General features: G+C 73.4%; 11 protein-coding genes. 2 read left to right on the top strand and 9 right to left on the bottom strand.

Annotation, left to right across the window (positions count from 1 at the left end):
- Positions 1–75 precede the first annotated feature (75 nt).
- Positions 76–1,389: a lipid IV(A) 3-deoxy-D-manno-octulosonic acid transferase gene (gene waaA, locus N799_RS08490; protein ID WP_036210788.1), complete on the bottom strand. Its 1,314-nt coding sequence runs from the start codon at positions 1,387–1,389 to the stop codon at positions 76–78.
- Between the two features lie 57 nt (positions 1,390–1,446).
- Between waaA and lpxL the strand changes: the two genes are divergently transcribed.
- Positions 1,447–2,370, top strand: a complete 924-nt coding sequence (gene lpxL, locus N799_RS08485) for an LpxL/LpxP family Kdo(2)-lipid IV(A) lauroyl/palmitoleoyl acyltransferase (RefSeq protein WP_036210784.1) — start codon at positions 1,447–1,449, stop codon at positions 2,368–2,370.
- Positions 2,371–2,377: 7 nt separating this feature from the next.
- Here lpxL and N799_RS08480 read toward each other — a convergent pair whose 3' ends face one another.
- Genes N799_RS08480 through N799_RS08455 form a run of 6 tightly spaced genes read right to left on the bottom strand, consistent with a single transcriptional unit; the run spans position 2,378 to position 7,040 of the window.
- Positions 2,378–3,730, bottom strand: a complete 1,353-nt coding sequence (locus tag N799_RS08480; RefSeq protein ID WP_036210781.1) for an O-antigen ligase family protein — start codon at positions 3,728–3,730, stop codon at positions 2,378–2,380.
- Positions 3,711–4,844, bottom strand: a complete 1,134-nt coding sequence (locus tag N799_RS08475; RefSeq protein WP_036210778.1) for a glycosyltransferase — start codon at positions 4,842–4,844, stop codon at positions 3,711–3,713. Before N799_RS08475 ends, N799_RS08480 begins: the two co-directional genes overlap by 20 nt.
- A 19-nt stretch (positions 4,845–4,863) precedes the next feature.
- Complete coding sequence (locus N799_RS08470) at positions 4,864–5,064, bottom strand: zinc-finger domain-containing protein (protein ID WP_036210775.1); 201 nt, start codon at positions 5,062–5,064, stop codon at positions 4,864–4,866.
- Positions 5,065–5,107: 43 nt separating this feature from the next.
- Positions 5,108–5,812, bottom strand: a complete 705-nt coding sequence (locus N799_RS08465) for a pirin family protein (RefSeq protein WP_152597864.1) — start codon at positions 5,810–5,812, stop codon at positions 5,108–5,110.
- 4 nt (positions 5,813–5,816) lie between these two features.
- On the bottom strand, positions 5,817–6,395 hold the full coding sequence (locus N799_RS08460) for a YceI family protein (RefSeq protein ID WP_036210772.1): 579 nt from the start codon (positions 6,393–6,395) through the stop codon (positions 5,817–5,819).
- Positions 6,396–6,431: 36 nt separating this feature from the next.
- A complete protein-coding gene (locus N799_RS08455; RefSeq protein WP_036210768.1) occupies positions 6,432–7,040 on the bottom strand; it encodes a malonic semialdehyde reductase in 609 nt (202 codons plus the stop codon).
- Positions 7,041–7,151: 111 nt separating this feature from the next.
- Here N799_RS08455 and N799_RS08450 point away from each other — a divergent pair, with 111 nt between their 5' ends.
- A complete protein-coding gene (locus N799_RS08450; RefSeq protein ID WP_036210765.1) occupies positions 7,152–8,129 on the top strand; it encodes a mitochondrial fission ELM1 family protein in 978 nt (325 codons plus the stop codon).
- Between the two features lie 68 nt (positions 8,130–8,197).
- On the opposite strand, the gene glnE is transcribed toward N799_RS08450, so the two are convergent.
- Together glnE and N799_RS08440 are read right to left on the bottom strand one after the other, a co-directional pair.
- A complete protein-coding gene (gene glnE, locus N799_RS08445) occupies positions 8,198–11,056 on the bottom strand; it encodes a bifunctional [glutamate--ammonia ligase]-adenylyl-L-tyrosine phosphorylase/[glutamate--ammonia-ligase] adenylyltransferase (RefSeq protein ID WP_036210761.1) in 2,859 nt (952 codons plus the stop codon).
- A 64-nt stretch (positions 11,057–11,120) separates the two neighbouring features.
- The gene (locus N799_RS08440; RefSeq protein ID WP_081974840.1) at positions 11,121–12,467 is read right to left on the bottom strand and encodes a S8 family serine peptidase; all 1,347 of its coding nucleotides are present in this window, start codon (positions 12,465–12,467) and stop codon (positions 11,121–11,123) included.
- Between the last annotated feature and the right edge of the window lie 35 nt (positions 12,468–12,502).

The raw sequence follows: 12,502 nt of genomic DNA, 5'->3' as shown, positions 1-12,502 counted from the left end.
GAAGACACAAGCGGCTTCAGCCGCGATCGGAATCGGCACCGGCGATCGATTGCCCGATCGCGGCTGAAGCCGCTCCTACGGGCCCGGCGGCCGGGTCTGGGCCGGCGGCAGCACCTGCTGCAACAGCACCAGCGTCTGCGCGAGCGCGCCGCGCCCGGTCTCCACCAGTTTGCGCCCTGCCTCGGCCATGCGTTCGCGTGCGTCGGCGTCGCCCAGCAGGGTGGCCAGCGCGTCGCCGACCGCCTCGGCATCGGCGCCGACCTCAAGCGCATCGGCCTCGTCCAGCCGGCGGGAAATCTCGGCGAAGTTGTGCAGGTGCGGGCCGGTCACGATCGCGGTGCCGGCCGCGGCCGGCTCCAGCAGGTTGTGGCCGCCGACCGGCTGCAGGCTGCCGCCGACAAAAGCCACGTCGGCGCAGGCGTAGAAGTTCATCAGCTCGCCTAGGGTGTCGACCAGGAACACGCCATCACCCGGCTGCGGCCAGCGCGCGCGCGACCGCGTGCCGACCTGCCAGCCGGCCGCGCGGGCGTGCTCGGCCACCACCCGGAACCGCTCCGGGTGCCGCGGCGCCCACAGCAGCAGCAGGTCCGGGAACCGCGCGCGCAGCCGGCGGTGGATCGCGATCACCGGCGCCTCCTCCTCCTCGTGCGTGCTCGCCGCGATCCACACCGGCCGCTCGCCGCAGTGGCGGCGGCACTCGGCGGCGAAGGCATCCAGCGCCTCCGGCACGGCGACGTCGAACTTGAGGTTGCCGACCTCGACCACCTGCTCCGAGCGAGCGCCCAGGCGCACGAACCGGACCGCGTCGGCCAGCGACTGCGCGGCGACCGTGTGGACCGTGCGCAGTGCGCGGCCGACCAGCGGCGCCAGCACCCGGTAGCCACGCAGCGAGCGCTCCGACAGCCGTGCGTTGAGGATGAACACCGGCACCCCACGGTCGCGGCAGCCGAACAGCAGGTTCGGCCACAGCTCGGTCTCCATGATCAGCGCGGCGTGCGGGCGGTAGTGCCGCAGGAACCGGTCGACCGCGCCGGGCAGGTCGTACGGCAGGTAGACGTGCTCGACGTCGTGGCCCCAGATCGCCCGCACCCGCTCCGAGCCGGTCGGGGTGATGGTGGTGACCAGCAGCCGCAGGTCGGGCCGGCCGCGGCGCAGCGCGTTGACCAGCGGCAGCGCGGCGTTGACCTCGCCGACCGACACCGCGTGCAGCCACAGCACGCGCGGGCCTGCGGCGTCGTGATAGCGCGCGTAGCGCTCGTGCCAGCGCTGGAAGTACGCCGGCTGGCGGAAGCCACGCCAGATCAGGTGGTACACCGTCACCGGCACCAGCAGGTACAGCGCAGCCGAGTACAGCGCGCGAAGCAGGCGCTCGATGGGGTCGATCCGCATCCGCGCAGGATACTTCAGTGGACGGGGCGTCCCGTCGTCGCCGGCTAGAATCCGCGCATGGCCGATTCCGCAACTCCGACCTCCGCCGGCACGCCGCCGCAAAGCCCGCGCCACTGGCCGACCTGGTGCGCGCTGGGCCTCTGCTGGCTCGCGGCGCGGCTGCCGTGGCCGCTGCAGCGCGCGCTCGGCACGGGCGTCGGCGTGCTGGCCTTCGCACTGGCGGGCGAGCGCCGCCGCGCGGCCCGCGCCAACCTCGCGCTGTGTTTCCCCGGCATGCCCGAAACCGAGCGCGAGGCGCTGCTGCGGCAAAGTTTCCGCGACCTCGGCATCGGCCTGTTCGAGTTCGCCCGGGCGTGGTGGGGATCGGTGGCGCCGATGCGCCGCGGCGTGCGGATCGAGGGCGTCGAGGCCATCGAGGCGATCCGCGCGCAGGGCCGTGGCGTGCTGCTGGTGTCGGGCCACTTCCTGACGCTGGAGATGTGCGGCCGGCTGATGTGCGACCACCTGCCGCTGGCCGGGATGTACCGCCGCCACCGCAGCCCGGTGATGGAGTGGGCGGTCAAGCGCGGCCGGCTGCGCTACGCCAGCGCGATGTTCGCCAACGCCGAGCTGCGACCGGCGATGCGCCACCTCAAGCAGGGCGGGCTGCTGTGGTACGCGCCCGACCAGGACATGCGCGGCAAGGACACGGTATTCGCGCCGTTCTTCGGCGTGCCGGCGGCGACGATCACCGCGACCCATCAGTTCGCCCGGATGACCGGCTGCGCGGTGGTGCCGTTCTTCCACCGGCGCGAAGGTGGCGACTACGTGCTGCGTCTGGGCGCGCCGCTGGCGGACTTCCCGTCCGACGACCCGGTGGCCGACTCGACCCGGGTCAACGCCGCGATCGAGGCGATGGTGCGCGAGGCGCCGAGCCAGTACCTGTGGATCCACCGGCGCTTCAAGCGGCGCCCGCCGGGAATGGAATCGCCCTACCGCTGAGGCGGCGTCAACCGTTTGCGGGTGCCGGCACCGGCCGGGCCAGCAGGCTGCCGGCGTACAGCGCGGCCAGCAGCAGCGTCAGCCCGCCCCAGAAGGTCGAGTAGAACGCCAGGTGGGTGTTGAACGGGAACACCGTCACCACCAGCGCCAGCATCGCCGGGCGCGCGTGCTCGCGCTGTGGCGGGTCGGCGTAGCGCCACGCCCGCCACGCCAGCGCCGCGCCGGCCAGCCACATCAGCAGGCCGAACAGGCCGGTCTCGCTGAGCACTTCCAGCACGATCTGGTGCGCATGCAGCGCCGGGCCCTCGCCCCACTGCGCCGGCTGGCCGCGCTCGGGGTCGCAGGCCGGGAACGCCTCGCGGAAGCCGCGCGCACCGACGCCGTTGAACGGATGCGCGGTGGCCATGCACACCGCCGCCCCCCAGATCCGGCTGCGTCCCGACAGCGCCACGTCGACGCCTTCCTCGTCCGCCGCCAGCACGTGGGTGGTGCGGACGATCCGCTCGCGCACCTGCGGCGACGTCACCGCCAGCACCGCCACCATCACCGCACCGAAGGCGAACACGCCGATCAGCTTCTTCCAGCCCAGCACGCGCCAGCCCGACAGCACCAGCACCAGCGCGTAGGTCACCCACGACGCGCGCGAGCCGGCCAGCACCAGCACCACGCCGATCGCGGCCGCCGCGACCAGCCAGCCGACGTGGCTGAAGCGCTTGCCGGCCGCGTGCAGCAGGAACGGCGACAGGCTCGCCAGCACGATGCCGAGCTTGAGGTTGCATGGCCCGAGGATGCCGCTGAGCCGGTCGAGCCCGACGAGCTCCTCGGCGCTGCACATGCCGTGGCCACTGATCGCCTGCTTGATCGAGTCGATCCCGAAGAACAGCGGGCTGGTGCCGATGAGCGCCTGCAGCAGCGCATCGACCGTCCACACCGCGACGATCACCGCCAGTCCGCCGAAGGTCGTGCGCCGGCCGCGCCCGTTGGCCACCGCCGAGGCCACCAGCCACAGGAACGGCAGGTAGCGCAGGTCGACCGCCGCTTCGCGCAGCGCCCGTCCCGGGTCGACCGAATCGAACGCGGACACCAGCTCCGGCAGCCAGTAGGCGAAGAACAGCACGCTGGTGAGCGCCCAGGCCTGGTGGCTGAGCAGCCGGTTGCCGCCGCGGAAGCGCGACGACACCAGCCGGAAGATCGCCAGCAGCGCGCCGAGCACCAGCACGCCCTCGGCATAGCCCGGCGCCGGCCACAGCGCGACGTAGGCGAGGATCCAGGCGGGCGCCCAGCGCCAGCCCGGGGCCGCGCCGTCGGGCGGCGTGGCGGGCATCGGCATCGCGGGCGATTCAGTCGGCGAGTTCGGCATAGACGGCCAGCGTGGCTTGCTGCATCGCGCACAGGGTGTAGCGCGCCAGCAGTGGATGGGGAGCCGGCATCGTACCGGCTGCGGCCGGCAGCGGGGCCAGCAGCTCGCCGGCGCGGGCCAGCAGCGCGTCCGCGTCGAACGGCTCGACCGCGCCGGCCGGCTGCAGTTCGCGCAGCAGTTCGCCGACGCCGCCGTGGGCCCAGCCCAGGACCGGCCGGCCGCAGGACAGCGCTTCGACCACGGTGCGACCGAACGCTTCGGGCTTGCGCGAAAGCTGCAGCACCAGGTCGCTGGCGGCGTAGGCGCGGGCGATCTCATCGGTCGGCGGGGTCAGCGCGAGGGCGTCGTCGATGCCCAGTTCCCGCGCGAGCGTTTCCAGCTCGGCGACGTAGGCCGCGCGGGCGGGATCGCGCGCGCCGGGCATCCACAACCGGGCGTCGCTGCCACCGGTGCGCAGGCCGGCGAGCAACCGCAGCGCATCGGCGTGGCCTTTCAGGCGGGTGCCGCGGCCGGGCAGCAGCAGCAGCGGGCCGTCGCCACCCAGCGCGGGATGCCACGCGGCCGCCCACGCGCGCGCGTCGCGGTCGGGCAGCGGAGCCGGGGGGAACATCGCCGGCTCGATCCCGCGCGGGATCACCCGCAGCCGGCCGGGATCGGTCCGCGGGTAATGCCGCAGCACGTAGTCGCGCACGGTGTCGGACACGCAGACCACGCGCTCGCCGCGGGCCATCACCGCGCTGTAGCGCGACGGCGAGTTGAGGCCGTGGACGGTGCTGACCAGCCGAGGCCGGTCGGCACCCATGCCGCGCAGCGCCAGCACGCCGACCCAGGCCGGCAGCCGCGAACGCACGTGGACGATGTCGGCGTGTTCGTCACGCAGCAGCGCGCGCAAGGGGCGGACCTGGCGCAGGGTCGACAGCGACTTGCGGCCGATGTCGAGGCGGACGTGTTCGGCGCCGGACGCCTGCAGCCGTGGCACCAGCCGGCCGCCGGCCGACACCACCAGCGCGCGGTGGCCGGCTTCGACCAGCGCCTGGGCGATCTCGAGGGTGGAACGCTCGACCCCGCCGGACTCCAGTGCCGGCAGCAGCTGGACGACGGTCAGCCGGCGCACGGCCGCGGGCCCGCGGGCCTCAGTCTTCGAGGACGAAATGGGCGCCGCAGTACGGGCAGTCGCACTCGCGCTCGGCCTCGATCGGCAGGTACACGCGCGGGTGCGAGTTCCACAGCGCCATCGACGGCAGCGGGCAGCTCAGCGGCAGGTCGGCGCGGGTGACGGTGTAGCGGCGCTCGGCGTTGGCCTGGGTCGGGTGGTCGTGGGCGGCTGCGGTCATGTCGATGGCAAGGTGGTGCGAGGGCCGCAGTCTAGCAGCCGGGTCAACCGGGCATATCGAACAGCAGCACGTCGGCGCCGGCGCCACGGGCGGTCACCCGCAGCGGGCCGGACTCGGCCTCGAAGCCGAGCGCGTCGCCGGCCTCCAGCAGGCGGCCGTTGGCCTCCGCCGCGCCCTGCGCCAGGTGCAGCCAGTAGCGCCGGCCGGGGTCGAGGTCACGCTCCAGCACGGCGTCGGCGGCCGGGCGCGCGTTCCACAGCAGCGCGTCCTGGCGGATGCCGAGGCTGCCGTCGCGACCGTCCGGCGAGGCCAGCAACCGCCAGCCATCGCCGCTGGCGGCCTCGCGCTGGGCGTAGGCCGGCGCCGCGTTGACCCGGTCCGGCTGCAGCCAGATCTGCAGGAAGTGCACCGGTGCGGTCTGCGAGGCGTTGAACTCGCTGTGCCGCACACCGTGGCCGGCGCTCATCCACTGCACCTCGCCGGCACGGATCACCCCGCCGCCACCGCTGCTGTCCTCGTGCGCGAGCGCGCCGTCGAGCACGTAGCTGAGGATCTCCATGTTGGCGTGGCCGTGGGTCGGGAAGCCCGCGCCGGGAGCGACGCGGTCCTCGTTGATCACCCGCAGCACGCCGAAGCCCATCCACGCCGGGTCGTAGTAGTCGCCGAACGAGAACGTGTGGCGGCTGTCGAGCCAGGCGACGCTTGCCGGGCCGCGGCCACGGCGGGCGGACGGGCGTTCGATGATCATGCGGTCACTCCGCCTTCGGCACGCCGGCTTCGGTGGTGATGCGGATCTTCACCTCGTCGCTGACCGCCGGGGCGTACATGCCGACGCCGAAGTCGGTGCGCTTGATGGTGGTGGTCGCGTCGAAGCCGATCGCCGGCTGGCCGGCCATGTTCTCGCCGACCTTGTTGAGGGTGACGTCGAGCACGACCGGCTTGCTGCTGTCCTTGATGGTCAGCAGGCCGGTGACCTTCAGCTTGCCCTCGCCGGCGGCCTCGACCCTGGTGCTCTTGAAGGTCGCGACCGGGAACGCGGCGGCGTCGAAGAAGTCGCTGCTGCGCAGGTGCTCGTCGAACTTGGCGGTGTAGCTGTTGAGCCCGGCCAGCGGCAGGGTCACCTCGACGCTGGAGGCGGCGACGTCGTCGGCGTCGTAGACGATGGTGCCGTCGGCCTGGCCGAAGTGCGCGGTCGGGTTGGAGAAGCCGAAGTGGCTCCACTGCGCGATCACGTCGGTGTGGGTCGGGTCGATCGTGTAGGTGACGGGATCGGCGTAGGCGGCGGTGCTGGCGGCGGCCAGCGCGGCGGCAAGGGCGAGCTTGTTGAACATGGGGGTGTCTCCGGGAAAGTCGTTGTGGATACGGGATCAGAGGATCCGCGCGGCCTCGTCGAAGGCCAGGCGCGGCGAACGCGGGAACAGCTTGTCGGGGTCGCCATGGCCGAGGTTGACCAGGAAATTCGACTTGATGGTGGTGCCGGCGAAGAAGGCCTCGTCGACCATCGCGTTGTTGAAGCCCGACATCGGGCCGGTGTCGAGGCCCAGCGCGCGGGCGGCGAGGATCAGGTAGGCGCCCTGCAGGGTGCCGTTGCGGAAGGCGGCGACGCTGCGGCCCTCGCGCGGGCCGTCGAACCAGCTCTTGGCGTCGGTGTGCGGGAACAGGTAGGGCAGCTTTTCGTGGAAGTCCTCGTCGAAGCCGACGATCACCGTCACCGGCGCGGCCATGGTCTTGGCGCGGTTTCCTTCGTCCAGCGCCGGGGCGAGCTTGGCCTTGGCGTCGGCCGACTTCACGAACACGAACCGGGCCGGCCCCATGTTGGCGCTGGTCGGGCCCCACTTGAGCAGGTCGTACAGCTGGCGCAGGTCCTCGTCACCGACGTCGCCGCCCAGTTCGTTGTGGGTGCGGGCGGTGCGGAAGAGCTGGTCCAGCGACGCTGCGTCGAGGGCGCGTCCGGGTGCGTTCGGGGTCGAGGGCATTCACTGTCTCCATGGTTCGTGGGTCGCGGGTCGGCCGCGACGGCTGGGGCAAGTGTAGAGTTTCGCCTATCCCGCAACACCCACCCCCTCCGCAACGGATTACGTACACCAGTGCAACAATCGTCCGCTCCGTTTCTCTGGACCGTCACCGACGGGCATGCCGGCAACCTGCGGCAGGCGCAGGCGCTGGCGGCGGCGCTGGGCGGGCGGGCACGCAACTGCACCCTGCAAGCGCGGGCACCGTGGCGCTGGCTCGCGCCGCGGCGGCTGCCGGCCGCGCGGCACGCCTTCGGCAGCGACTTCGCCCGCGCGCTCGATGCACCACCGGCGCTGGCGATCGGCTGCGGGCGGCAGGCGGCGCTGGCGACCCGGCTGCTGCGTGCACGCGGCAGCCGCGCGGTGCAGATCCTCGACCCGAGGATCGCGCCGCGGCACTGGGACCTGGTGATCGCGCCCGAGCACGACGACCTGCAGGGCGCCAACGTGATCCGCCTGCTCGGCAGCCTGCACCCGGTCGACGACGACTGGCTTGCGGCGGCGCGTGCGCACTTCACCGCGCTGGGCACGCTCGCAAAGCCGCGCACCACCCTGCTGCTGGGTGGCACCAGCGCGCATGCGCGGTTCGAGCCGGCGCGGATCGACGCGCTGGTCGCGCGGCTGCTGCAGCGGGTCGACGCGGAAAACGGTTGCCTGCTGGTCACCACCTCGCGGCGGACCCCGGCCGAGGTGCTGGCGCGCCTGCGCACGCGGCTGTCGGGCAAGTCCAACGTGGTGCTCAACGGGCCCGGCGACGGCGGCAACCTGTACCCCGGCATGCTCGCCTGGGCCGACCGGATCGTTTGCACCGCGGACTCGGTCAACATGCTGTCGGAGGCCTGCGCGACCGCGGTGCCGGTATTCGCCGCCGGTCTGGACGAGCTGCGCGGGCGACCAAGGCGGTTCGTCGACAGCCTGCTCGGGCTGGGCCGGCTGCGGCCGGTGGACGACGCCCTGGCGACGTTCGCGGTGACGCCGCTGCGCGAGACTGCGCGGGTCGCGGCGGAGGTGCGCCAGCGGCTGGGGCTGGACGACCGGGCCGCCCGCTTGTAGAGCGGCTTCAGCCGCGACCGGGCGGTGGTCCGGCGGCGCCGGTTCCACGATCGCGGCCGAAGCCGCTCCTACGGGTTCGCGGTGGCTACGCCGGCGAAATCGAGCCCATGCGCTCGCGCCGCATCACGAATCGCCGCGCGCGCCTGCTCGATGCCGTCGTCCGGCGGGACCCGGCGGGCGCGGCGGTCCAGCGTGCATTCCAGCCCGCGCGCGAGCAGCGTCGCGTGGGCGGCGTGCAGGGCCTCGGCGGTGGCGCGGTCGAACACGCCCGCGTGCTGCAGCGCGTCGACCAGCCCCGGGGTGTCGCGCGGTTCCAGCAGCGCCGGGTGGGCATCGGCGTGGTCGAGTACCAGCGCCTGCAGCAGGAACTCGAGGTCGACCAGCCCGCCCTCGCCCTGCTTGAGGTCGAACCCGGCGGCATCGCTGCGGTCGAGCTCGGCGCGCATCCGCCCGCGCATCTTCGACACGTCCGCGCGCACCTGCGCCGGGTCGCGCTCGCGCGCCAGGGTCTGCCCGCGGACCGTGCCGAAGTCCGCGCACAGCCCGGCGTCGCCGGCGAGGCAGCGCGCGCGCACCAGCGCCTGGTGCTCCCAGGTCCACGCGCGGTTGCGCTGGTAGTCGGCGAAGCTGGCCAGCGACGACACCAGCAGGCCCTTGGCGCCGTCGGGCCGCAGCCGCACGTCGACGTCGAACAGCCGCCCCGCCGCCGACGGCGTTCCGAGCAGCGCCACCACCTTCTGCGCGAGCCGGGCGAACCAGCGCGACGCATCCAGCGCGCGCGCGCCGTCGGACTGGGCATCCGCGGGGGCGTCGTACAGGAACACCAGGTCGAGGTCGGAGCCGAACCCCAGCTCCTCGCCGCCGAGGCTGCCGTAACCGAGCACGGCGAAACGCGCGCCGGGCACGCGGCCGTGCGCGGCGGCGACCTCGCGGGTGGCCAGCGCCAGCACCCGGCGGACCACGCCGTCGGCCAGCCAGGCCAGCTGGCGCGCGCTGTCGACCGCCGGCTGGCGGCCGTCGCGGGTGGCCATCGCGATGCGGAAGCTGAGCGCCTGGCGCACCTCGTTGAGCGCATTGAGCACGGCCTCGGTGTCGTCGGGTTCGGTGTCGTCGCGGTCGCTGGCGACCATCACGCAGGCCTCGACCAGCTCGTCGCGGCCGGGCAGCGGGCCACCCACGCGCGAGTCGAGCAGTTCGTCGAGCAGCAGCGGATGCAGCGCCAGGCGCTCGGCCAGCAGCGCGCTGTGACCGACCACCTCGACCAGCCGGGCCAGCGCCGCCGGCTGTTCATCGAGCAGGGCCAGGTACGCGCTGCGACGCAGGATGTTGTGCAGCAGCGCAACCAGCCGCCGCAGCGCCAGCAACGGCTGGCTCGAGCGCGCCGCGCCCTGCAGCAGCGCCGGCAGCACCCGGTCGAGCCGGGCCCGGGTGCCGTCCGACAGGCCGCGCACGCCGGGGCTGCGGGCGAAGTCGCGCAGCAGCGCGTCGGCCTCGCGCGGCTCGGTGAAGCCGGCGTCGGCCAGCACCTCGGCGTCGCCGCCGGATGCGTCGCCGGCCGCGCGCAGCGCCTGCCAGTAGGTCGCCAGCGCATCGGCCGCCTGCGGGCGCCGGCGCGGCGCCAGCAGTGCGGCGAACTCCTCGCTGACCAGCGCGCGGTGGTGGTCGAGCGCGTCGCGCAGCGCCGGCCAGTCCGGGTGATCCAGCGCCACGGCAATACGGGCGCGGTCGGTCGCGCTGTCGGGCAGCGCGTGGACCTGGGCGTCGCGCAGCATCTGCAGGCGGTTCTCGAGCCGGCGCAGGAACCGGTACGCCGCCTTCAGCGCGGCGCCGGCGTCGGGTTCGACCTGGTGGGCCTCGACCAGCGCCGCCAGCGCCACCTGCAGGCCCCGCTCGCGCAGCTCCGGCTCGCGGCCGCCACGGATCAGCTGCAGCGCCTGCACCAGGAATTCGATCTCGCGGATGCCGCCGGGGCCGCGCTTGATGTCGTCGGCCAGCTCCTTGCGCGCGACCTCGGCGCTGATCGCCGCCTTCATCGCACGCAGCCCGTCGAGCGCGCCGTAGTCGAGGTAGCGGCGGTAGACGAACGGCCGCAGCACGTCGAGGAAGCGCTCGCCGGCGCCGAGGTCACCGGCCACCGCCCGCGCCTTCTGCCACGCGTAGCGCTCCCAGTCGCGGCCCTCGTGCTGGAAGTACTGCTCCATTGCCGCGAACGACCACGCCACCCGCCCGGCGTTGCCGTACGGCCGCAGGCGCAGGTCGACGCGGTGGCAGAAGCCGTCGGCGGTGACCTCGTCGAGCAGTTTTGCGAGCTGCTGGCCGAGGCGGGAGAACCACAACTCGGCCGCCAGCGGGCGCGCGCCATCGGACTCGCCGTCGTGTTCGTAGCCGTACACCAGGTCGACGTCGGAACTGAAGTTGAGCTCGCCGCCACCGAGCTTGCCGAGGCCGAACACGACCAGCCGCACCGGTTGGCCATCCGGGTCACGGACCACGCCATGGCGGGCGGCGAACTCGGCTTCGAGCGCGTCGTGGGCGAGGCGCAGGCAGGTGTCGGCCAATGCGGTGCTGCCGGCGAGGGTGGCCTCGACGTCGTCGAGGCCGTGCACGTCGCGCCAGACCAGCCGGGTGGATTCGGCGGTGCGGTAGCGGCGCAGCAACGCGGCCCAGTCGCCGCGGTTGCCGGGCTCCAGCACCGGCGGCGGCAGCGCGGCGGCACCGTCGTCGGCGAGCAGGCGTGCGAACAACGCGCGCTGCCGCGCCAGGGTGTCGACCGCGAAGTCGCTGGCGATCGCCAGCCGCGCCAGCCGGTCGACATCGCCAACGGACAGCGCGACGCCCCCGTCGGCGCTGGCGCGCAGGCGTTCGACCGCGTGCCGGACGGGGTCGGCGGCGTCGGCGGGCAGGGAGTCGACGGGGGCGTGGTTCATCGCCGCGGATGATCGCACGCACCCGCCGGGGCCGGCCGCCCGCAGGCGACCGGCCGTTGCCGCGTTACAGCGAGCGGTCCGCGTTCACCCGGCCGCGGCCGTAGAACGCGTCGATTCCCTGATCGCCGATGTCGTCGGCACCGTGCGTCAGCGCCGACAGCACCTCGCTGGGGTCCATGTCGCCCCCGTTGGCACCGATGATCAGCGCAGCCACGCCGGTCACGTGCGGGGCCGCCATGCTGGTCCCCGCCGCCCATGTCCAGCCCCCGTTGGTGGTGCTGAAGACATAGTCGAACACGAAGCACGGGCGGGTGATTCCGGCGATCGTGCAGTTCTCGTTGCCCGGGTAGTCCCAGTCACCGCCGGGCGCGGCGAAGTTCACCACCACCTTGCCATGGCTGCTGTAGTGCGCCAGCAGATCCTTGTCGGTCATCGGGCTCAGGCCCCAGCCCGCCGGCGCCGTCGCCGACACCCCGATGACGCCGTGCAGGCCGCCCGGGAACGCGATCAGCCGGTTGCCGTACGGGTCGGTGGCGGTATCGAAGTCGATGCCGTCGTTGCCGGCCGAGGCGATCACCGTGGTGCCCTGCTGGCGTGCATAGGTCAGCGCCCGCTGCACCGCGCCGGCCAGGCTGTGGGTCTCCGGCGTCACCGGCAGCCCGCCGCGCACGCCCAGGCTCATGTTGACCAGGTCGGCGTCGGCGTCGGCCGCGTAGACGATGCCGCCGATGATGCTGGCGAAGCTGCCCGAGCCGGTGTAGGCCGACAGCACCTTGACCGCGACGATCTCCGCCTCCGGCGCAATACCAATCGCGCCGAAGGCGTTGTCGGCCGCCGCCACCGTACCGGCGACGTGGCTGCCGTGGTTGAAGCCGCCCGGCATTTCGCACACCGTCTCGCCGGCGACGAACGACGTGCTCAGGCCGGCGTTGAGGTTGGGCTGCAGGTCCGGGTGGTCGCAGTCGATGCCCGAATCGAGGATCGCCACCCGCACGCCGGCGCCACGCTCGCCGGTGCGTTCCCAGGCCTCCGGCGCGTCCACCGCGTCATGGCCCCACTGCATGTCGAAAAAGAAGTCGTCATCACCGCTGTCCGGCGGATTGGCCGCGGCCTCGGCGAAGTCGAGGGCGGGGACCGTCTCGGGCAGTCCGAACTCGAGCACGCGGTCGGCGGTGACCGACTCCAGCCCGCGCAGGCGCCGCGCACGCTGCGGGAAGCCCGCGTCGGAGTCGACGATCGCCACGCCGATCTGCGGGTAGCGGGCCACGACCTGCCCGCCCTGGACCTCGACCTGCTGCACCAGCGCAGCGTCGAAAGCCAGTGACCGGGCCTGCACCACGAAGGTCTCCGCGTGCGCACCGCCGGCGGCCATCGTCGCGGCGATGGCCAAACTCAGGGTCAAACGTTTCATCAGCGCTCTCTCCGATAACTTGTGACTCGCGTCAC

It is taken from the genome of Lysobacter arseniciresistens ZS79, assembly GCF_000768335.1.
In the GTDB taxonomy this organism is placed as follows: Bacteria; Pseudomonadota; Gammaproteobacteria; order Xanthomonadales; family Xanthomonadaceae; genus Novilysobacter; species Novilysobacter arseniciresistens.
This window is presented reverse-complemented; position numbering and strand designations above follow the sequence as displayed.

Coding starts and splice junctions, on each gene's coding strand:
- waaA (WP_036210788.1), bottom strand. CDS start 1,389: ATGCGGATCGACCCCATCGAGCGCCTGCTTCGCGCGCTGTACTCGGCT.
- lpxL (WP_036210784.1), top strand. CDS start 1,447: ATGGCCGATTCCGCAACTCCGACCTCCGCCGGCACGCCGCCGCAAAGC.
- N799_RS08480 (WP_036210781.1), bottom strand. CDS start 3,730: ATGCCGAACTCGCCGACTGAATCGCCCGCGATGCCGATGCCCGCCACG.
- N799_RS08470 (WP_036210775.1), bottom strand. CDS start 5,064: ATGACCGCAGCCGCCCACGACCACCCGACCCAGGCCAACGCCGAGCGC.
- N799_RS08465 (WP_152597864.1), bottom strand. CDS start 5,812: ATGATCATCGAACGCCCGTCCGCCCGCCGTGGCCGCGGCCCGGCAAGC.
- N799_RS08460 (WP_036210772.1), bottom strand. CDS start 6,395: ATGTTCAACAAGCTCGCCCTTGCCGCCGCGCTGGCCGCCGCCAGCACC.
- N799_RS08455 (WP_036210768.1), bottom strand. CDS start 7,040: ATGCCCTCGACCCCGAACGCACCCGGACGCGCCCTCGACGCAGCGTCG.
- glnE (WP_036210761.1), bottom strand. CDS start 11,056: ATGAACCACGCCCCCGTCGACTCCCTGCCCGCCGACGCCGCCGACCCC.
- N799_RS08440 (WP_081974840.1), bottom strand. CDS start 12,467: ATGAAACGTTTGACCCTGAGTTTGGCCATCGCCGCGACGATGGCCGCC.